The organism is Rhizobium sp. KNZ2-6A, assembly GCF_056755475.1.
Window position 1 is genome coordinate 40,675 of record NZ_JBNDIC010000041.1, and the last position, 20,383, is coordinate 61,057.

The 20,383-nt window shown below is 60.4% G+C and carries 22 protein-coding genes; 16 read left to right on the plus strand and 6 right to left on the minus strand.

All coding sequences use genetic code 11. From position 1 onward, the window contains the following. Window positions 1-11: 11 nt before the first annotated feature. The 4 genes from ACPYOP_RS24275 (at window position 12) to ACPYOP_RS24290 (ending at window position 2,837) form a co-directional block, all read left to right on the plus strand. Window positions 12-1,103 (plus strand): FecCD family ABC transporter permease, encoded by a 1,092-nt coding sequence (locus ACPYOP_RS24275; protein ID WP_481412854.1) that lies wholly within the window; start codon window positions 12-14, stop codon window positions 1,101-1,103. A gap of 7 nt (window positions 1,104-1,110) precedes the next feature. Beyond that, window positions 1,111-1,902, plus strand: a complete 792-nt coding sequence (locus ACPYOP_RS24280) for a heme ABC transporter ATP-binding protein (RefSeq protein WP_481412835.1) — start codon at window positions 1,111-1,113, stop codon at window positions 1,900-1,902. Between the two features lie 170 nt (window positions 1,903-2,072). Continuing rightward, window positions 2,073-2,423: a glycine zipper domain-containing protein gene (locus ACPYOP_RS24285; RefSeq protein WP_481412836.1), complete on the plus strand. Its 351-nt coding sequence runs from the start codon at window positions 2,073-2,075 to the stop codon at window positions 2,421-2,423. Between the two features lie 9 nt (window positions 2,424-2,432). Then, window positions 2,433-2,837, plus strand: a complete 405-nt coding sequence (locus ACPYOP_RS24290; protein WP_481412837.1) for a hypothetical protein — start codon at window positions 2,433-2,435, stop codon at window positions 2,835-2,837. Between the two features lie 140 nt (window positions 2,838-2,977). Here the strand turns inward: ACPYOP_RS24290 and ACPYOP_RS24295 are convergent, their stop codons facing one another. Both ACPYOP_RS24295 and ACPYOP_RS24300 read right to left on the minus strand, forming a co-directional pair. Further along, entirely contained in the window at window positions 2,978-3,529 is a 552-nt protein-coding gene (locus tag ACPYOP_RS24295; protein ID WP_112503680.1) for an RNA polymerase sigma factor, read from the minus strand. Between the two features lie 12 nt (window positions 3,530-3,541). Continuing rightward, entirely contained in the window at window positions 3,542-3,748 is a 207-nt protein-coding gene (locus ACPYOP_RS24300) for a NepR family anti-sigma factor (protein ID WP_481412838.1), read from the minus strand. A gap of 262 nt (window positions 3,749-4,010) precedes the next feature. Here ACPYOP_RS24300 and ACPYOP_RS24305 point away from each other — a divergent pair, with 262 nt between their 5' ends. From ACPYOP_RS24305 to preA, 4 genes are all read left to right on the plus strand, one after another. Continuing rightward, window positions 4,011-4,805 carry a response regulator gene (locus ACPYOP_RS24305; RefSeq protein WP_481412839.1) on the plus strand — a complete coding sequence of 265 codons (795 nt, stop codon included), beginning with the start codon at window positions 4,011-4,013 and terminating at the stop codon, window positions 4,803-4,805. Between the two features lie 228 nt (window positions 4,806-5,033). Next, window positions 5,034-5,984: a sensor histidine kinase gene (locus ACPYOP_RS24310; RefSeq protein WP_481412855.1), complete on the plus strand. Its 951-nt coding sequence runs from the start codon at window positions 5,034-5,036 to the stop codon at window positions 5,982-5,984. A 528-nt stretch (window positions 5,985-6,512) separates the two neighbouring features. Continuing rightward, window positions 6,513-7,871, plus strand: coding sequence for an NAD(P)-dependent oxidoreductase (locus tag ACPYOP_RS24315; RefSeq protein ID WP_481412840.1), 1,359 nt, complete (start codon window positions 6,513-6,515; stop codon window positions 7,869-7,871). Window positions 7,872-7,884: 13 nt separating this feature from the next. Further along, on the plus strand, window positions 7,885-9,198 hold the full coding sequence (gene preA / locus ACPYOP_RS24320) for an NAD-dependent dihydropyrimidine dehydrogenase subunit PreA (RefSeq protein WP_481412841.1): 1,314 nt from the start codon (window positions 7,885-7,887) through the stop codon (window positions 9,196-9,198). A 56-nt stretch (window positions 9,199-9,254) separates the two neighbouring features. Here preA and ACPYOP_RS24325 read toward each other — a convergent pair whose 3' ends face one another. The 3 genes from ACPYOP_RS24325 to ACPYOP_RS24335 form a co-directional block, all read right to left on the minus strand. Further along, the gene (locus ACPYOP_RS24325) at window positions 9,255-9,602 is read right to left on the minus strand and encodes a helix-turn-helix domain-containing protein (protein WP_481412842.1); all 348 of its coding nucleotides are present in this window, start codon (window positions 9,600-9,602) and stop codon (window positions 9,255-9,257) included. A gap of 64 nt (window positions 9,603-9,666) precedes the next feature. Next, window positions 9,667-10,044, minus strand: a complete 378-nt coding sequence (locus tag ACPYOP_RS24330; RefSeq protein WP_481412843.1) for a hypothetical protein — start codon at window positions 10,042-10,044, stop codon at window positions 9,667-9,669. Window positions 10,045-10,159: 115 nt separating this feature from the next. Beyond that, on the minus strand, window positions 10,160-10,810 hold the full coding sequence (locus ACPYOP_RS24335) for a TetR family transcriptional regulator C-terminal domain-containing protein (RefSeq protein ID WP_481412844.1): 651 nt from the start codon (window positions 10,808-10,810) through the stop codon (window positions 10,160-10,162). Window positions 10,811-11,107: 297 nt separating this feature from the next. Here ACPYOP_RS24335 and ACPYOP_RS24340 point away from each other — a divergent pair, with 297 nt between their 5' ends. After that, complete coding sequence (locus tag ACPYOP_RS24340; RefSeq protein ID WP_481412845.1) at window positions 11,108-12,361, plus strand: Zn-dependent hydrolase; 1,254 nt, start codon at window positions 11,108-11,110, stop codon at window positions 12,359-12,361. 252 nt (window positions 12,362-12,613) lie between these two features. Next, window positions 12,614-14,068, plus strand: coding sequence for a dihydropyrimidinase (gene hydA / locus ACPYOP_RS24345; protein WP_481412846.1), 1,455 nt, complete (start codon window positions 12,614-12,616; stop codon window positions 14,066-14,068). Window positions 14,069-14,203: 135 nt separating this feature from the next. Here the strand turns inward: hydA and ACPYOP_RS24350 are convergent, their stop codons facing one another. Next, window positions 14,204-14,617 carry a cupin domain-containing protein gene (locus tag ACPYOP_RS24350; protein WP_481412847.1) on the minus strand — a complete coding sequence of 138 codons (414 nt, stop codon included), beginning with the start codon at window positions 14,615-14,617 and terminating at the stop codon, window positions 14,204-14,206. Between the two features lie 124 nt (window positions 14,618-14,741). Here ACPYOP_RS24350 and ACPYOP_RS24355 point away from each other — a divergent pair, with 124 nt between their 5' ends. The 6 genes from ACPYOP_RS24355 to ACPYOP_RS24380 all read left to right on the plus strand — a co-directional run. After that, entirely contained in the window at window positions 14,742-15,533 is a 792-nt protein-coding gene (locus tag ACPYOP_RS24355; RefSeq protein WP_481412848.1) for an ABC transporter ATP-binding protein, read from the plus strand. 204 nt (window positions 15,534-15,737) lie between these two features. Then, the gene (locus ACPYOP_RS24360; protein WP_481412849.1) at window positions 15,738-16,073 is read left to right on the plus strand and encodes a hypothetical protein; all 336 of its coding nucleotides are present in this window, start codon (window positions 15,738-15,740) and stop codon (window positions 16,071-16,073) included. A 2-nt stretch (window positions 16,074-16,075) separates the two neighbouring features. After that, on the plus strand, window positions 16,076-16,963 hold the full coding sequence (locus ACPYOP_RS24365) for an ABC transporter permease (protein ID WP_481412850.1): 888 nt from the start codon (window positions 16,076-16,078) through the stop codon (window positions 16,961-16,963). After that, window positions 16,960-18,093, plus strand: coding sequence for an ABC transporter permease (locus tag ACPYOP_RS24370; protein ID WP_481412851.1), 1,134 nt, complete (start codon window positions 16,960-16,962; stop codon window positions 18,091-18,093). Before ACPYOP_RS24365 ends, ACPYOP_RS24370 begins: the two co-directional genes overlap by 4 nt. A 56-nt stretch (window positions 18,094-18,149) precedes the next feature. Continuing rightward, on the plus strand, window positions 18,150-19,118 hold the full coding sequence (locus ACPYOP_RS24375; protein WP_481412852.1) for an ABC transporter substrate-binding protein: 969 nt from the start codon (window positions 18,150-18,152) through the stop codon (window positions 19,116-19,118). Window positions 19,119-19,614: 496 nt separating this feature from the next. Beyond that, on the plus strand, window positions 19,615-20,383 hold a 769-nt coding region (locus ACPYOP_RS24380; RefSeq protein WP_481412853.1), incomplete at its 3' end, for an efflux RND transporter periplasmic adaptor subunit.

Consider the following 20,383-nt stretch of genomic DNA (forward strand, 5'->3'; position numbering starts at 1 on the left):
TCAACGATGCCATGGCAGGATTGAAGCAGATGTCGCAAACCACGGCACGCCGTCGCGAGGGGGATCGCACCGCACTTGCGATCCTGGTCATCGCCGGCCTTGTTCTGGTTTCCGCTGCTGCATTTCTTTTCTCCATCACGACGGGCGCCTCGAATGCTTCGGTCGTCGACGTCATGACAGGCATGCTTGGCGCCGGCGCGGAAAGCGCGCTCAGCAATCGCGACCGTATCGTCATTTTCGACATCCGCCTGCCCCGCGCCATTCTCGGCTTCCTGATCGGCGGCGGATTGGCGGTATCGGGCGCGGTCATGCAGGGTCTCTTCCGCAACCCGCTGGCCGATCCGGGTCTGATCGGCGTATCCGCCGGCTCCAGCCTCGGCGCCGTATCCATGATCGTCCTCGGCGGTGGCGTGCTTGCTCCGGTCGCGCATTTCTTCGGCATCTTCGCCCTGCCCCTCGCGGCTTTCATCGGCGGCCTGGTGACGACCATGCTGCTCTATAAGGTCGCAACCCGGCAGGGACAGACATCCATCGCGACCATGCTGCTTGCGGGCATTGCCCTCGGTTCTCTCGCTCTCGCGGCAACCGGAATCCTCATCTACATGGCCGACGACCGGCAATTGCGCGACCTCACCTTCTGGAGCATGGGATCGCTGGCGGGCTCGACCTGGAGCAAGGTCAGCGGTGCTGGGCCAATCATCCTCCTTTCCCTCCTGCCGCTTCCCTTCATGGCACGCGGCTTGAACGCACTGACGCTCGGCGAGGCTGCCGCCTTCCACATGGGGATATCAGTGCAACGGCTGAAGAATATCGCGATAGTCAGCGTGGCGGCGGCGGTCGGCGCCTCCGTCGCCGTCAGCGGCGGCATCGGCTTTGTCGGTATCGTGGTGCCGCACATCCTGCGCATGGCCATCGGGCCTGATCACCGCTTCCTCCTGCCGGCGTCCGCGCTGCTGGGCGGCGCATTACTGATCGTTGCCGATGTGGTGGCGCGCACCATGGTCTCCCCGGCGGAATTGCCGATCGGCATCCTGACGGCCGGAGTCGGCGGTCCCTTCTTCCTGTGGATGCTGCTGCGGCAGCGCTCGCGCCTCAGCCTGTGAGCCCAGAATGATCGATGTTTCCAATCTGAGCGTCCGGCTCTCCGGCAAGGCCGTCGTGCAGGACATATCCTTCACGGCCGAGGCCGGAACGCTGACGGCGATCTGCGGCCCTAACGGCTCCGGCAAGACCACCACGATGAAAGCGATCTCCGGCGAACTGGCCTATTACGGCTCGGTGCAGATGAACGGTGCCGAAATCGGCAAGCTGGCAGCCTGGCAGCTCGCAGAAACGCGGGGCGTCCTGCCGCAGGCGAGCTCCATCTCCTTCCCCTTCACCGTCCGCGAGATCGTTCGCATGGGGCTTACCAGCGGGCGCAACCGTCATCCGGAACAGGCCGACCGTACGGCTGCTGAGGCCCTTGCCGCCGTCGATCTTGCCGGTTTCGAAGGACGCCTCTATCAGGAGCTTTCCGGCGGCGAACAGCAGCGCGTGCAGCTCGCCCGCGTACTCTGCCAGATCCCGGAACCCGTCATCGACGGCAAGCCCTGCTGGCTGCTTCTCGACGAGCCGGTCTCCAGCCTCGATATCAGTCACCAGCTCACCATCATGACGCTGGCCCGGCAGTTCTGCCGGCGTGGCGGCGGCGTCATCGCCGTGATGCACGATCTCAACCTGACTGCGCTCTTCGCCGACCGGATGCTTCTGCTCAAGAACGGCCGCCTGCAGGCCGAGGGCGTCGTCAAGGACGTGCTGACCGACCGGCATCTCCGGGACGTCTTCGGCTGCAACCTGCGCGTCAACCGCGTTCCCGCCGACAACGCCCCCTTCGTTCTCGCCCACAGTGCGCTGATCGACTGACCTGCTTCCATCGCGCATTCTGGAACTTTTTGTTGCATCCGCGCGTTGAAACTACGCGATCGAAATCAATGTTTCGAACGCTTGATCGGTCGGTCCGACGGATGACCTCCGATCATCGCGAACAACAGGTGTCCTTCAGGGCGCCCAAGCAAAGCGAAAGGGAGCTGAACATGGCTACATCCATTCTCCATTCGGTACGCGGCAAGCGCAATGGCGGCAGCCTGCAGGATGTCGAGGCAAGCATTGAGGAGCAGATCGAATCGCTGCGCGAGGAAGTTGCAGCATTCGCCAAGCTCATCAGTGAGAGCGGTACAAAACAGAGCAGGAAACTGCGCGCCAGCGCAGAGTCCGGTTTCGATGATCTGACGGTCCGTGGCGAGGAACTGCTGCGGGATCTTCAGCGCGGCTATGCAAGGGGCTCGCGCGAAATGCGCAGAACCGTGCGTCAGCATCCCGTCGCCACCATCGGCGCGGCGGCTGCTTTCGGCCTTGCCGTCGCCCTGCTCCTGTCTCGCCGCTAGGGTGGCGGGATGATCGCTCCGATCCTTGGCCTGCTTCTGTCGGGCACCTTCAACCGCACCGTTGCGCGGACCAAGCGCAACGGTATTTTCATCGCCATCGCGGTTCTCCTGTTGCTGACAGCCTATGCCTTCGCGTTGATCTCGGCAGCCATCTGGCTTGCGACGATCTACGGCGCGGCCGTCTCGGCGCTGCTGATAGCCGCAGGCGCATTGCTGCTCGGGCTGATTGTCCTCGTCATCATGGCCATCATCAACCAGCAGGAGCAGCGCCGGGCCCGCGAGCGCCGGCTGGCAATGGAGTCGATGGCGGCAGCAGCCCTCGGCCTCGTGCGCAAGCAGCCGCTGTTGACCGCGGCCGTTGCAGCGGCCCTGGTATTCGGCAATCTCTTCGCCACGAGCGACGACGACGATTGATCCACCAGTGTTCACCGCCTACCGGCGCGCTTAAGGAGAAATCGGGCCGTCATACGCGCCCGCTCGGCAAGGTGAGCGCAAATATCCATGTATAAATAGACTTCAACAGAAGAAACCCGGTCGAGAGACCGGGTTTATCGTCAGAAGGCGAATGCCTTGGAGGTCAGCGGCGCGGATGTGGCATCCGGACCGAAATCCGCCTCGCCGGAAATATCCAGCAATTCCTGCAGGCGCTGGCGAGCACGGTTGACGCGGCTCTTGATGGTGCCGACCGCGCAGCCGCAAATTTCGGCGGCTTCCTCATAGGAGAATCCGGAAGCACCCACCAGGATGATGGCTTCACGCTGATCCGGCGGCAGCTGATCCAGCGCCTTCCGAAAATCCTGCAGGTCGACCGCCCCATATTGAGAGGGGTGGGTTGCCATGGATTCGGTAAACACGCCATCGGTGTCCTGCACCTCGCGACCGCTCTTGCGCATCTGGCTGTAGAGCTCGTTTCGCAGGATGGTGAAGAGCCAGGCCTTCATATTCGTGCCCATCTCGAAATGATCCTGCTTGGCCCATGCCTTCATGATCGTGTCCTGGACAAGATCGTCGGCGCGATCGTGGCGGCCGGTCAGGGAAATGGCGAAGGCGCGCAGGCTCGGAAGGGCCGCGAGGAGTTCGCGCTTGAAGCTCGATTGCGTTTCCATCAAACCCACCTCCTATTCGGAGACCTTTGCGGAAGCCAGGCGTTCGGCCTGATCGAGCTTCTCGAGCAGATCGAGGAAGCGATCGGGAATGGCTTCGTCCTGCGCAGCAGCATAGAACGAGCGCAGCCGGTTGCCGATTTGATTGTTGGGGTCGAGGATATCCATCGCGCGCAGGTCTGATGTCTTCTTGTCTGCGTCCTCGTGATTTTGGATAGTCATTATAGCCCGCTCGCTTCTCAATTGTCTCGCGTTCATGGATAAGCGCACCCTTTGCCTCCCCCGTCAGGAGACCATTGACCTCATTCAAACGTGTTGCCTAACGAATCGTAAAGGATGAGGCCCACCGATTGTAAGCATTGTAATGCGACTGCCTAAAAAAAGTTCCATCAAAGAGGAACTTTTTTACTCAACTGACGTTTATTAGTCATTGCAGCGTGCGCGCTGTATTTAATTAGAATTTGATAAAAGGCGGGAGCCATTGATGACACTTTCAACACGCATTGCGCCGCATCTTCCGTATTTGCGGCGTTATTCACGTGCTTTGACCGGAACGCAGACGTCGGGGGACGCCTATGTTGCTGCGGTTTTGGAAGCCATCATCGCTGACATCTCCATCTTTCCGGACACGGACAGCGACCGTGTTGCACTCTATAAACTGTTCACGAAGCTGTTCGGTTCCGTGACACTTCAGATTCCCGAGCCAATGTCGCCCTTTGCCTGGGAACAGCGCGCCTCTGTGAACCTTTCTAAGGTGTCTCCGCTTGCCCGCCAGGCGTTCCTGCTTGCCTCCGTCGAAAATTTCCGCCTCGGTGAGATCGCCGATATCCTCGACGTCTCGGAAAGCGAAGCCATGCATCTTCTCGACACGGCCTCCCAGGAAATCTCGCGCCAGGTGGCGACGGATATCATGATCATCGAGGACGAGCCGCTGATCGCGATGGATATCGAGCAGATGGTGGAAAGCCTGGGGCATCGCGTCACCGGCATTGCCCGCACGCACGCCGAAGCCGTCGCTCTCTACAATGCGACAAAGCCGAAGATGGTGCTTGCCGACATCCAGCTTGCGGACGGCAGTTCGGGTATCGACGCCGTCAACGACATTCTCAAGACCGCCAACATACCGGTGATCTTCATCACCGCATTCCCGGAGCGGCTGCTGACGGGCGAGCGGCCGGAGCCCACCTTCCTTGTCACCAAGCCTTTCAATCCCGACATGGTGAAGGCGCTGATCAGCCAGGCCCTTTTCTTCAACGAAACCACAAAGGTGGCTGCCTGAGCGAACTGCCCCCTCCGCAGCGGAACAAAGATAACGGCCGGACGTTGGCGTTCAAACCGGCCGGTTTACCGACTGTTATGCAGCGCGATTTAATAGGTCGGTTCAAGTTCTTGGGAATGAGGATGCTCTATCGGCGGGCTTCTCAAAATACGAGTGAAAGGCAAGCCGGTGAATAGGTCTGAACCATTACCCGGCGCACCTTTGAGTTTGGAAGGCAAAGCGGCTCTGATGGAGCGGGCGCTTGCGAGCGCCAACGTGTCGATCCTGTTTCAGGACGTGAATCTAGCGATCCGTTTAGCCGACAACCTGCCGGACCAGCTGCAGCAGTCCTTGGTCGTCGGAGGCAACGACTCGCATCTGTTCGGCGAAAAGGACGGCGAACATCTTTTGCGCCTGAAGCGAGGCGTGCTCGAAAGCGGCAAGTCAGCAACCGCCGAGGTTGAGATGGCAAGCGGCGACGGCGTTCGCGTCTACGAGCTGAAGATGGAGCGCATCGGCGGACGAAAGCCGCAAGGCGTGCTTTCAGTCATTTCCGAAATCACCGAGAGCCGCCATCGCGAAAAGGTTCTGAAATCGCTGCTGCGCGAACTGTCGCATCGTTCCAAGAACCTGCTGGCGATCATTCAGGGCATTGCTACGCAGACCGCGCGCCACACGCTTTCCGTCGATAATTTCCTCATCAAGTTCCGCGGCCGCCTGCAATCTCTCTCGAATTCCCAGGATCTCATCACGGATTCGAGCTGGCGCGGTGCATATCTGTTCGAACTCGCGGAAAAGCAGTTCGCTCCTTACTGGCCCGATGCCGGCGTGCCGATGCCGATCTATGGCATCAATGCCCATCTGACCCCTAACGCCGCGGTGCACCTGGGACTGGCGCTGCATGAATTGATCGTCAACTCAGCCTCGCACGGCGCCATTTCGACGGGTGCCACCAGCATCACGTTGAATTGCAAGGAGGCCGAACTCGACGGCAGGAAGGCAATCGAGGTAGCTTGGTCGGAGCACTTCTATACCCCATCCGATCATGAATTCGAAGATAACAGCTTCAGTCGCACCGTGCTCGAGCGCGTCGTGCCGACCTCGATGAACGGCCGCGCCGACTTCGCCGTCACGGACGGCAGCATCGGCTATCGCCTGACCATTCCTGAGACGGAATACGAGATTCTGAGACGCCGCTGAGGCGCCGCGTGTCTTTCAAGACATGCCAAGGGCGCCGTAACACTTTGAAATCACGCAAGGAGACAACGGAAAACAGCCAGTGCGAGGGCGGCGCACTGGCTGCTTTGCACTCATCGGGAGGGGACCGTGAGTATAATCCTGAGATGTTATTGGGCGTGCATCAGGAGATGCGATCATCGTCAGGATACCGTCATAACGACGCTGCGGACCCTTGGTTCCATGCCGCCGCGAAAAAATTCACCCATTCTTCATATTCTCCCTAACGCCAAAGGCGACGGGCGCGCTTCGGCCGACGTCCCGCTGTCATAGGGGATGACTGCCCCATCGGAATTCCTTTTCCCGCCAGCCAAATAAAAGCCAGCGAAAGCATCGGGTTGAACGATCACGATCGATCGGAGCCTCACGCTTTCTCGCACGGTTCAGGGCAAGTTTGGCGATCCGTGCGAGGGCAAAATTTTACCGTTTGATAAATTTTTTAACCTGAGTTACCGTTTCAGTACTAGCCGTTTACTATAAGAGGGAACTTCAATGGGACGACTGGAAACTGGGATTCATAAAGGCAGGCTCACGCCCGCCGAATATGATGCAAACTTTTCCGATCTTCACCCGCGCCTCACCAAGCATGAGGCGCTGGTCGCATCCGACCGCTGTTATTTCTGCTACGACGCGCCGTGCATGACGGCCTGTCCCACCTCCATCGACATTCCGATGTTCATCCGCCAGATCTCGACGGGTAATCCGATCGGCTCGGCCAAGACGATCTTCGATCAGAACATTCTCGGCGGCATGTGCGCCCGCGTCTGTCCCACCGAACAGCTCTGCGAGCAGGCTTGCGTGCGCAACACTGCCGAAGAGCGCCCCGTCGAGATCGGCCGGCTGCAGCGCTACGCGACCGACACGGCGATGGCGGAGAACAAGCAGTTCTATTCGCGTGCCGAATCCACCGGCAAGAAGATCGCCGTCATCGGCGCCGGCCCGGCAGGGCTTGCCTGCGCCCACCGTCTCGCCGTCAAGGGCCATGACGTCACCATTTTCGACGCCCGCGAAAAGGCCGGCGGCCTCAACGAATACGGCATCGCCACCTACAAGGCGGTCGACGACTTCGCCCAAAAGGAAGTCGATTATGTGCTCGCCATCGGCGGCATCGAGGTGAAGAACGGCCAGGCGCTTGGCCGCGATTTCAGCCTCTCGGACCTCTCCCAGCAATATGACGCCGTCTTCCTCGGCCTCGGCCTTGCCGGCGTCAACGCTCTGCGCGCCGAAGGCGAGGATCTCGATGGCGTCGCGGACGCCGTCGCCTATATCGCCGAGCTTCGCCAGGCGGGCGACAAGGCCGATATCGCCATCGGCCGGCGCGTCGTCGTCCTCGGCGGCGGCATGACCGCGATCGACGCCGCGGTACAGGCCAAACTGCTCGGCGCCGAAGAGGTAACGATCTGCTACCGCCGCGGCAAGGAGCACATGAACGCCTCGGAGTTCGAGCAGGATCTGGCCGCCTCCAAGGGCGTCATCATCCGCCATTGGCTGGCCCCGAAGCGCATCCTCGACAAGGATGGCAAGGTCGCCGGCATCGAGGTCGAATATACCGAACTGCGCGACGGCAAGCTCACCGGCACCGGTGACGTCGGCGTCATTGCCGCCGACCAGATCTTCAAGGCGATCGGCCAGACATTCGAGGCCTCGGGCATCGGCGCCTTGCGCATGGAAGCCGGCCGCATCGCCATCGACAGCGAGGGCCGGACCTCGATCGAAGGCGTATGGGCTGGCGGCGACTGCGTGCTCGGCGGCGATGACCTGACGGTCTCGGCCGTAGCGCAGGGTCGCGACGCGGCCGAATCCATCAACCGTGCGCTTGGCTCCGTGAAGCCGGCCGCCGCAGTCGCCTGAAAGGAGAACCGACATGGCTGATCTCCGCAATAACTTCGTTGGCATCAAATCCCCGAACCCGTTCTGGCTGGCCTCCGCGCCGCCGACCGACAAGGCCTACAACGTCGAGCGCGCCTTCAAGGCAGGCTGGGGCGGCGTGGTCTGGAAAACGCTCGGCGAGGAAGGCCCGCCCGTCGTCAACGTCAACGGCCCGCGCTACGGCGCGATCTGGGGCGCCGACCGCCGCCTGCTCGGTCTCAACAATATCGAGCTGATCACCGACCGCGACCTCTATACCAACCTGCGCGAAATGAAGCAGGTGAAGAAGAACTGGCCGGATCGCGCCTTGATCGCCTCGATCATGGTGCCCTGCGAGGAACAGGCCTGGAAAGCCATCCTGCCGCTGGTCGAGGAAACGGAAGCCGATGGTATCGAGCTCAATTTCGGCTGTCCGCACGGCATGTCCGAGCGCGGCATGGGCTCCGCTGTCGGACAGGTGCCCGAATATATCGAAATGGTCGTGCGCTGGTGCAAGCAGTACACGCGCATGCCCGTCATCACCAAGCTGACGCCGAATATCACTGACATCCGCAAGCCCGCCCGCGCCGCCAAGGCCGGCGGCACTGATGCTGTCTCGCTGATCAACACGATCAACTCGATCGTGTCGGTCGATCTCGACAACTTCGCCCCGAACCCGACGGTCGGCGGCAAGGGCAGCCATGGCGGCTATTGTGGTCCGGCGGTCAAGCCGATCGCGCTCAACATGGTGGCCGAGATCGCGCGCGATCCCGATACCTATGGCCTGCCAATATCAGGCATCGGCGGCATTACCACCTGGCGCGACGCGGCGGAATTCCTCGTGCTCGGCGCCGGCAACGTACAGGTCTGCACCGCAGCGATGACCTATGGCTTCAAGATCGTCGAGGAGATGATCACGGGCCTTTCCGACTGGATGGACGAGAAGGGGCACCGCACTCTGGACGATATCATCGCCCGCGCCGTGCCGAATGTCTCCGACTGGCAGTATCTCAACCTCAACTACATCGCCAAGGCGAAGATCGACCAGGATGCCTGCATCAAGTGCGGCCGCTGTCACATCGCCTGCGAGGATACCTCGCACCAGGCGATCACCAACTTCGTCGATGGCGTCAGGCGCTTCGAGGTTTTGGACGAGGAATGCGTCGGCTGCAATCTCTGCGTCAGCGTCTGCCCCGTCGAGAACTGCATCACCATGGAAGAGCTGCCGGCCGGCGCGCTTGACAAGCGCACCGGCAAGGTCGTCGACCCGAACTACGCCAACTGGACGACCCATCCCAACAATCCGATGGCGCGGCAGGCGGCTGAGTAAGAGCGTAGATACGAGAAGCATACCCGTCCGGCGCTGCCGGGCGGGTATGTCCATCATCAAAACTTGAGAATGTTATCTTCTTGAGCGGCCTGGATTTCTTCCGGCATCCGCTCTATGGCACGCAGATAGCTTTGCGCTGTTTTATCCAGCGAACGTTTGCCCTGCTCCCAATTGCGAAGCGTCTCCAGATCGATACCATAGCGAAGCGCGAACTGCTCCTGCGTCAAACCGAGCTTTCGGCGAATGTCCCTGACGTCGATCGGACGGAAGGCGACCGCCTTGACGACGAGACCGGTCTCCTCCAATTCGCGTGCGAGATCGGCTCGATTTTCGACGTGGGGGACGAGCATGGTCGCTTGCCCCTTCTCCATCGCCCGCTCGATCGCCTTCTTTGCCGCCAGCATGGACATTCCGCCTTTCACCAAGGCACGGACCGCAGAGATGGATCGGAAACTTTTCACGGGCTGGTCAAAATGCAGGGATATGGCGACGGGTGAACCGGATTGGCCGCGGCTTACGTCCTCGACCGGCCCCAGTCGTTCGAACCGCTCCTTCAACGACGAGTTCATGACACTCCATTTCCTCCATGGCGATTTCCGCCAGATTTCTGAGCCGATGCGCGCCAAGATCATTCATCGAAATATTCTCACCCTGGATATGGAATCCGCGAAGATAGAGCGCGTTTCCAACTATCTGGGGCTCAGCCATCACCGAAATCACACCATCCGGCGTATGAATTTCGACGGTACATACTGGATGATAGGTCGTTTCATTCACAAAACGAAAAGCAACATCCGTCTTGATCCATATCTTTTTCATAGGCCAATGACCGACTAAAATCAACATCTGTGCGATGCTCAACCGTATAGAGCGCCGATTTCCAATACACTATTAACGCGAGAAAAATTCGAAGGACTTGAAAAGTTCAATAAAATAAGCGCCATTCTAGACATGCGGCACTCTAAGCGCGCGGTGCCCGAATGCGAAGCCCGTCGACGAAAAGCTGCTCCAGATAGCGGGCAGCATCCTCGAAGCGCCCCTCGCCCGAATGCTCCTCGCCTAGCACGGCGCGCACCTGAACGTCGAAATCCGCATAGTGCTGTGTGGTCGACCAGATCGAGAAAATCAGGTGATAGGGATCGCATTTGGCGATCTTGCCGGCCTTTGCCCAGGCGCGGATAACTTCCACCTTCTCGTCGACGAGAGCCTTCAGCGGCCCGCGCAGCTCGTCCTCCACATGTGGCGCTCCCTGCAGCATCTCATTGGCGAACAGCCGGCTTTCGCGTGGGAAATCGCGGGCCATTTCGAGTTTGCGGCGGATATAGGAGCGGATCTCGCTTTCCGGATCGCCATTGGCGTCAAAGGCGCGCAGCGGTTCCAGCCAGGTAAACAGCACCCGGTCGATCAGCGCGCGGTGCATGGCCTCCTTGGTGCGGAAATAATAAAGCAGATTGGGCTTCGACATGCCGGCGACTTCGGCAATCTGATCAATGGTCGAGCCACGAAAACCGCTGACGGAAAACACGTCCAGCGCGGCTTCCAGTATGATTTCCTCTTTCTCTTCCTGGATACGGGTGCGGCGCTGTGTCTTGGCGGCTCTGGGGATGGCCATATCTGCTCTGTTTCTCCTTGAAATCCAAGCCTTTCGGCCGCACCCTATTCACCCTGTCGATGCGCCGGATCTAGGCAATCGCCTGAAATTTTATCGGAAATTTTCGTGCTTTTCGTCTTGAGCCGCGCCACGGAAGTTGTAATGTTTACCAATCGGTCAAATTATCCGTCAGATGTTTCTTAAAGGCAACTGGCGATTTTCCGGGCGAGAAAAACAAGACAACGCTCTGGATAGACCAACGGGAACAATCGGGCATGCGCCTTGCATGCCCCGGGATAAACAGGTGAGGATTGCATCATGGTGGCAGCGCCGGGAGAAAACATGCGTATCAATGGCGATCGCCTTTGGGATACGCTGATGGACATGGCGAAGATCGGCCCCGGCATTGCCGGCGGCAACAATCGCCAAACCCTAACCGATGCCGATGCCGAGGGACGCAGCCTTTTCAAGACTTGGTGCGACAAGGCCGGCCTGACCGTCGGCGTCGACATGATGGGCACGATGTTCGCGACCCGCGCCGGCACCGATCCGAACGCGCTGCCGGTCTATGTCGGCTCGCATCTCGATACCCAGCCGACCGGCGGCAAATATGACGGCGTCCTCGGCGTGCTCGCAGCACTTGAAGTCGTCCGCACGATGAACGACCTCGGCATCAAGACCAAGCACCCGATCGTGGTCACCAACTGGGCGAACGAAGAAGGCGCGCGCTTTGCGCCCGCCATGCTCGCCTCCGGCGTCTTCGCCGGCGTGCATTCGCTGGAATTCGCCTATGGCCGCAAGGACCCGGACGGCAAGACCTATGGCGAAGAGCTGAAGCGCATCGGCTGGCTCGGCGAGGAAGAAGTCGGCGCCCGCAAGATGCACGCCTATTTCGAATATCATATCGAACAAGGCCCGATCCTCGAAGCAGAGGACAAGACCATCGGCGTCGTCACGCACTGTCAGGGCTTGTGGTGGCTGGAATTCACGCTGACCGGCAAGGAAGCGCATACCGGCTCGACGCCGATGAACCTGCGCGTCAATGCCGGCCTTGCCATGTCGCGGATCGTCGAGATGGTGCAGAGTGTGGCGATGGAAAGCCAGCCGGGCGCCGTCGGCGGCGTCGGCCAGGTCTTCTTCTCGCCGAACTCGCGCAACGTCCTGCCCGGCAAGGTGGTCTTCACCGTCGATATCCGCACGCCCGACAAGGAAAAGCTCGATCGCATGCGCGCCAGGATCGAAGCTGAAGGGAAAGAGATCTGCGACGCTCTCGGCGTCGGCTGCTCGGTGGAAGCCATCGGCCATTTCGAGCCGGTGACCTTCGATCCGAAACTCGTCACCTCCGTGCGCAACGCCGCCGAGAGGCTCGGCTACAGCCACATGAACCTCATCTCCGGCGCGGGCCACGACGCCTGTTGGGCCGCCAAGGTCGCCCCCACCACGATGGTCATGTGCCCTTGCGTCGGCGGCCTTTCGCACAACGAGGCCGAAGAAATCTCCAAGGAATGGGCAACCGCCGGCGCGGACGTGCTGTTCCATGCAGTCGTCGAAACGGCGGAGATCGTGGCTTGATCATTGCTCGCGCCCAGCCATCCCCCTCATCCGCCCCTGAGTTGATCGAAGGGCGGGCACCTTCCCCCCGAGGGGAGAAGGGAAGGTTTGCCGCACCGCCGTCTTTCACAACAAACCACCAGCACAGTCGGAAATTGCTTGGCCCGAAGGTTCGCCACACCTCTCCTTCTCCCCTCGGGGAGAAGGTGGCCCGAAGGGTCGGATGAGGGCGCGCCACGGATGCCCAGGTCTCAAAAACAGGGAACAAATACCATGAGCACAGTCATCAAGGGTGGAACCGTCGTCACGGCCGACCTGACTTATAAGGCGGATATCAAGGTCGAAGGCGGCAAGATCGTCGAAATCGGGCAGAATCTTTCGGGCGGCGAAGTGCTGGATGCTTCCGGCTGCTACGTCATGCCCGGCGGCATCGATCCTCATACGCATCTCGAAATGCCGTTCATGGGCACCTATTCCTCCGACGATTTCGAGAGCGGCACGCGCGCGGCTCTCGCCGGCGGCACGACGATGGTGGTGGATTTTGCACTGCCCTCGCCCGGCCAGTCGCTGCTCGAAGCTCTGACCATGTGGGACAATAAGTCGACGCGGGCGAACTGCGACTACTCCTTCCACATGGCGATCACCTGGTGGGGCGAACAGGTCTTCAACGAGATGGAAGCCATCGTCCGCGACAAGGGCATCAACACCTTCAAGCATTTCATGGCCTATAAGGGCGCGCTGATGGTGGATGACGACGAGATGTTCTCCTCCTTCCAGCGCTGCGCCGAGCTTGGGGCTCTGCCGCTTGTGCATGCCGAAAACGGCGACGTCGTCGCGCAGATGCAGGCAAAGCTGCTCGCCGAAGGCAATAACGGCCCGGAAGCGCATGCCTATTCCCGTCCCGCCGAAGTCGAGGGCGAGGCGACGAACCGCGCCATCATGATCGCCGACATGGCGGGCTCGCCCGTCTATATCGTCCATACTTCCTGCGAGCAGGCGCATGAAGCCATCCGCCGTGCCCGGCAGAAGGGCATGCGCGTCTATGGCGAACCGCTGATCCAGCACCTGACGCTCGACGAAAGCGAATATGCCAATGCCGATTGGGATCATGCCGCCCGCCGCGTCATGTCGCCGCCGTTCCGCAGCAAGCAGCATCAGAATAGCCTCTGGGCCGGTCTTGCCTCCGGCTCGCTGCAGGTGGTCGCCACCGACCACTGCGCGTTTACGACCGAGCAGAAACGCTTCGGCCTTAACGACTTCACCAAGATCCCGAACGGCACCGGCGGCCTTGAGGATCGCCTGCCGATGCTCTGGACCCATGGCGTCAACACCGGCCGCCTGACGATGAACGAATTCGTCGCCGTCACCTCCACCAACATCGCCAAGATCCTCAACGTCTATCCGAAGAAAGGCGCGATCCTCGTAGGCGCCGATGCCGATATCGTCGTCTGGGATCCGAAGCGCTCGAAAACCATCGCCGCCAAGACCCAGCAGTCGGCGATCGACTACAATGTCTTCGAGGGCAAGGAAGTCACGGGCCTGCCGCGCTATACGCTGACGCGGGGCGTCGTCGCCGTCGAGGAAGGCACGGTGAAGACGAAGGAGGGCCATGGCGAGTTCGTCAGGCGCGACCCCTTCACCGCCGTCAACCGGGCGCTTTCGACCTGGAAAGAGGTCACCGCGCCGCGCAAGGTCCAGCGCAGCGGCATTCCCGCAAGCGGGGTATGACGCTTGGGCACGGCGCTTCGGTTCATCGGCCGCCTAGAGCAATTCCAGGAAAAGTGCGTAGCGGTTTTCCGTCCGGGATTGCGTAAAAACAAAGAAATAGAGCATTTTCGCGATTCGAAGAAAAGCGAAACGGCTCTAGCGCAGCACATACCGCTCCAGATCCGGCAGCAGGACCACGCTTTCCTGCTCATTCGGATCGGTGCGGGCGATGACCGCTGTCGCCGGCCGGTCGCTGAGGTTCGCTGGAAGATGCGGGACGCCGGCCGGAATGTAGAACATCTCGCCTTCGCGAACGATGACGTGTTCTTCCAGCTCATCGCCGAACCAACAATGCGTCTCGCCGGAAATCGCATAGATCGCCGTCTCGTGCGAGGCGTGAAGATGCGCCTTGGCGCGGCCGCCCGGCGGTATCGTCAGGAGATGCATGCAGATCCCCGTCGAGCCCACTGTCTCGGCGGCAATCCCTTCGAAATAGCTGAGGCCCTGTTTTCCGGCATAGGCGCTGCCCGGCCGCACGATACGGCAGGTGGGCTTCGATGACAGACTCATGGCATTGCTCTCCCGGATCCAGCAGCCACGAGGCGCCCTCGCCTCTTAAAGCTGCAGCAATGCCAAGCAGGATAACACGCAATCCGCCTCATCCATGCGGCGAAATCAGGACTGGTAGGTGTTAATGACGTCATCCGCTTCCTCCGTCGTCTCCGCGCGGAATCTCTGTCTCACCTACGATACGAATGACGGGCCGGTGCATGCGCTGAGCAATGTCGATCTCGACGTCCGCAAGGGTGATTTCGTCTCTTTCATCGGCCCCTCCGGCTGTGGCAAGACCACCTTCCTACGCGTCATCGCCGATCTCGAACGGAAGAGTTCAGGCGATATCAGCGTCAACGGCATGTCGCCGGAGGAAGCCCGCAAAGCCCGCGCCTACGGCTATGTCTTTCAGGCAGCCGCCCTCTATCCCTGGCGCACGATCGAGAAGAACATCGCGCTGCCGCTCGAAATCATGGGCTACGATGGCCAAGAGCAGGCAAAGCGCATCGCTCAGACCCTGGAGCTCGTCAATCTCAGCGGCTTCGAGAAGAAATTCCCCTGGCAGCTTTCCGGCGGCATGCAGCAGCGCGCCTCCATCGCCCGCGCTCTGGCTTTTGATGCCGACCTCCTGCTGATGGACGAGCCTTTCGGCGCGCTTGACGAAATCGTTCGCGACCATCTCAACGAACAGCTGCTGAAGCTCTGGAAGCGGACGAACAAGACCATATGCTTCGTCACGCACTCCATCCCGGAAGCGGTCTATCTCTCCACCAAGATCGTGGTCATGTCGCCGCGTCCGGGCCGCGTCACGGATGTCATCGAATCCACATTGCCGCTCGAACGCCCGCTCGGCATTCGCGAAACGCCGGAATTCCTCGAGATCGCCCATCGCGTCCGCGAAGGCCTGAGAGCGGGTCATAGCTATGAGGAATAGGATGATGGATAGCTCCGTCGCATGGCGGCCCCTCACCCTAGCTCACTTCCCGTGCACGGGGAGAGGGAACGACCTCGACACGACCGTCAATCTCACTCGCTGGTGGGAAGACTGTGGGCGCTACTATCGCCTTCTCCCCGTCCTGACGGGGAGAAGGTGGCCAGCAGACCGGATTAGGGGCTTTGCTGCAACGGGAGGGGCATCATGAACCCGCAATTCCTCCTCTGGCTTACCGGCGCCATGGCGATCTTCATCAGCGGTGCCACCGCCTCACGCGCCTATGTCATCAATAACAACGTTCTTGTGCTGATCCTGGCGCTCATCCTCTATTGCATCGGCAATCTGATGATGGTGAGGCTGATGCGCGAGGGCGGGCTTGGCCTGGCGATCTCCGCCTCCTCCATCGCCCAGCTCGTGGTCGTCAACGTCATCGCATTCATCGTTTTCGGCGAGCGGCTGAGCCTGCAACAGCTTGCCGGTGTCGGCCTCGGCATCCTCGCCATGGTCTTGATGCTGTTTCCCGCGCAAGGGAGAGCATGACCATGGAAAGAGAACGGTTCTTCAAGCACAAGTTCCTGCCGGTCACGACCATCGTCCTGGCAATCCTGGTTCTCTGGTACGTTTTCGCGGTCATCCTCAACGCGCCGTTCCAGCGCGATCTCGACCGGCGAGGCAACCTCAATCCGACGACGATGGAATTCATCGGCAAGACGCTGTCGCAGCCGAAGCCGATCCTGCCCGCGCCGCACCAGGTGGCGCAGAACGTCTTCGAAAACACCTTCCTTCGCGCTCCCACCAGCAGCCGCAGCCTCGTCTACAATGCCTGGGTCACCCTGTCCTCGACCGCTGTCGGCTTCGCCTTCGGCACGGTTCTCGGCATCCTGATCGCGGTCGGCATCGTGCATGTCGTGGCTCTGGACCGCAGCCTGATGCCGTGGATCATCGCTTCGCAGACCATACCGATCCTCGCCATCGCGCCGATGGTCGTTGTCGTGCTGGGTTCGATCGGCGTTACCGGCCTTATTCCCAAGGCGCTGGTCTCGACCTATCTCTCCTTCTTCCCCGTCGCCGTCGGCATGGTCAAGGGATTGCGATCGCCGGAGGTCATGCATCTCGACCTGATGCGCACCTACAATGCCAGCGCCATGCAGACCTTCTGGAAACTGCGCGTGCCCGCCTCGATCCCCTTTCTCTTCACCTCCATGAAAGTCGCAATCGCCGCGAGCCTCACCGGCACGATCGTTGGCGAACTGCCGACGGGCGCGGTCGCCGGCATCGGTGCCAAGCTCCTCGCAGGCTCCTACCAAAGCCTGACGATCGATATATGGGCGACGCTCGTCGCCGGCTCGATCCTGGCGGCTGCGTTGATTGCCGTCGTCAGCATCGCGGCGCGTATCGTCGATCGCGCCATGGGAGGTCGGGCGGCATGAGGAATTTTCATTCATCGTGGCAGGGCACGCTCTCCCTCCTTCTCTGCCTTGCGGCCCTCCCGGTGCTGCCGCTGCTCGCCGCCGATACCCCCACGCCGTTCAGTAGCGGCACCACCTTCGTCATTTTCATTCTCATTGCCGCCGCGGCCACCATTTCCTTCATGAACCTGTCCGCAACCCTCTGCGCGGCGATCCTCTTCTTTGCCGCGCACGCGGCCGCCTGGCTGTTGCTGGCGGGAATATCAGGCAATGAAGGCAATGCGGCTGCGTCGTTCTTTATCCTCCTCGCCGCGGCATGGCTGCTTGCCTGGCGTTGCGTTTCCATCCTGTCAGCCATCCGCGTAAAATCGACCGCCGACGGCTATACGCTACGCTTGCTGATCCCCGTGATCTTCGGCGTCTGGATCATCATCATCTGGGAAGCGATAACGCGCGGAGCCGGTATTCCTTTCATCCTGCTGCCACCGCCGAGCGCCATCGGCGCACGGATTGCCAGCTCCATCTCGATCCTTTGGACGGATGTTCAGCAGACGATCTTCCGATCGGTTCTGATCGGCTACATCATCGGTTGCTCCAGCGGCTTCGTCGTCGCCATCCTCGCCGATCGCTTCGCCTTCCTGCGCCGCGGCCTGTTGCCAATCGGCAATCTGGTCTCCGCTCTGCCGATCATCGGCGTTGCGCCGATCATGGTCATGTGGTTCGGCTTCGATTGGCAATCGAAGGCCGCCGTCGTCGTCGTCATGACCTTCTTCCCGATGCTGGTGAACACGGTGGCGGGCCTTACTGCCGCCGGCAACATGGAGCGTGACCTGATGCGCACCTATGCATCGAGCTATTGGCAGACGTTGCTCAAGCTGCGCCTGCCGGCCGCCGCTCCCTTTATTTTCAATGCGCTGAAGATCAACTCGACCTTGGCCCTGATCGGTGCCATCGTGGCGGAGTTCTTCGGCACCCCCATGTCGGGCATGGGCTTCCGCATCTCGACCGAAAATGGTCGGCTGAACCTCGACATGGTCTGGGCCGAGATCGCGATTGCCGCGGTTGCAGGCTCCGTTTTCTACGGTATCGTCGCCATTGTCGAGAGAATGGTGACGTTCTGGCATCCGTCTATCCGCGGTGGACAGGCGTAATCCGGGGTCTCCTCAAGGGATCAAGGCATAACTTCAGAGGGAAAAAGGGTAAGAACATGAAAAAACTGATGTTCGCATTGATGGCAAGCACGATGACGCTGGCTGCCACACAAGCCGCGATGGCCGCCGACAAGGTGACCTTGCAGCTGAAATGGGTGGCCCAGGGTCAGTTCGGAGGCTATTTCGTCGCCAAGGACAAGGGCTTCTACAAGGAGGAAGGTCTCGACGTCGACATCAAGCCGGGCGGCCCGGATATCGCACCGGAACAAGTGATCGCCGGCGGCGGCGCCGACGTTATCGTCGACTGGATGGGTGGTGCGCTGGTTGCCCGCGAGAAGGGCGTGCCGCTTGTCAACATCGCCCAGCCCTTCGAGAAATCCGGTCTGGAACTGATCTGCCCCAAGGATGGCCCGGTCAAGACGGAGAAGGATTTCAAGGGACATACGCTCGGCGTTTGGTTCTACGGCAACGAATATCCCTTCTTCGCCTGGATGCATAAGATTGGCCTGAAGACCGATGGCGGCAAGGACGGCGTCACAGTGCTCAAGCAGAGCTTCGACGTGCAGCCGCTCGTCCAGAAGCAGGCCGACTGCATCTCGGTCATGACCTACAATGAATACTGGCAGGCAATCGATGCCGGTTTCAAGGAGGAAGACCTGACCGTCTTTAATTACACCAAGCTCGGCGTCGACCTTTTGGAAGACGGCCTCTATGTCAACGAGACCAAGCTGAAGGATGCGAAGTTCAAGGCCGATATGGTCAAGTTCGTCCGCGCCTCGATGAAAGGCTGGAAATATGCCGTCGAGCATCCGGATGAAGCCGCCGGGATTGTGATGGACAATGGCGGCCAGGACGAAAACCACCAGAAGCGCATGATGGGCGAAGTCGCCAAGCTGATCGGCGGCGGCAAGCTCGACACGAAGCTTTACGACCGCACGGTCGAAGCCCTGCTCGACCAGAAGATCATCAACAAGAAGCCGTCCGGCGCCTTTACGCATGAGATCACGGACGCTGCCCTGAAATAAGCTCGAAGTACTTACAGAGACTAAAACGCGCGGGGTTTCAGGCCTCGCGCGTTTTTTTCATTTTGTAACAGCGGCAACAAAAGGCTGGCTTTCCAGTAAAACTTGGCGGTAAAGCCCTCGGCTATCAACTATTCGAATGCTGACATCACAATGCCGTGATTGCTTCGCAAGGTTGCGAAGGATAGAAATACCCGCGAAATCATTTTCTCGTGATCTTGCGAGAATTGAAAAGCGCTCCCATCTACAGGGGCGATTTTAGGATGAGGGACTTGCAGGCATGACAGACGGATATTACAGCGCCGCGCGCCACATGTGGCGCGCAAAGGTCGCTGTAACACTTTAAATCTGCTGCATAATTTTATCCTTAAATCGATTCCGATTTGAGGAATTATGCAGTAATCCGCCGGAGAAGCCGGCACGCATGCATCGATCCCCGTGTTCGCGACGGAAAAACAGCGAAATCCATTTTACCAAACGCTGAACTGGAACTGGACGCATGGCCCCCACGCCGTTTAGACTTCTGAGCACGACCGCCATCCTGCTTTCCCTGCTGGCGGTGCCCGCCGCGCTGGCCGAGCAACCCGCCGTCACGACGCCGAAGCAGAACCTGCCAGCGATCGTCGTCACCAAAGCCACGATGCGCCACCTGACCGACAAGGTCGTTGCGACCGGCACGGTGAAGGCTGTCGAGGATGTTTACATCCAGCCGCAGGTGGATGGTCTCTCGATCCGCTCGCTCAATGCCGATGTCGGCGACAAGGTCGAGGCGAACAGTACGCTTGCCACGCTGAACGACGATGCCCTCATCCTGCAGAAGAGCCAGATGGCGGCGACGCGAGCCAAGGGCGAGGCAAGCCTTGCGCAGCTGCGTGCGCAGCTGACCGAGGCGCGCGCCAATGCCGAAGAGGCGGAATTGCAGCGGGTGCGCGCCGTCGCCATGGGAGCCAAGGGTACGATGTCCACCTCCTCGGTCGAGCAGGCCAATGCGGCCGCGGCCGCCAACAAGGCGCGTGTGGTTTCGGCCGAACAGGCGATCGCCGTGGCCGAAGCCGACCTCAAGGTCACCGACAGCCTGATCGCAGACACGGACCTGAAGCTTGCCCGTACCGGCATCAAGACCCCAGTTGCGGGGACCGTCGCCTCGCGCAACGCCCGCATCGGCGCCATCGCCAACGGCAGCGGTGATCCGCTCTTCACCATCATCCGCGACAGCCGGCTCGAACTGGTGGTCGATGTGTCCGAAAGCGACATCACGAAGATCGTCA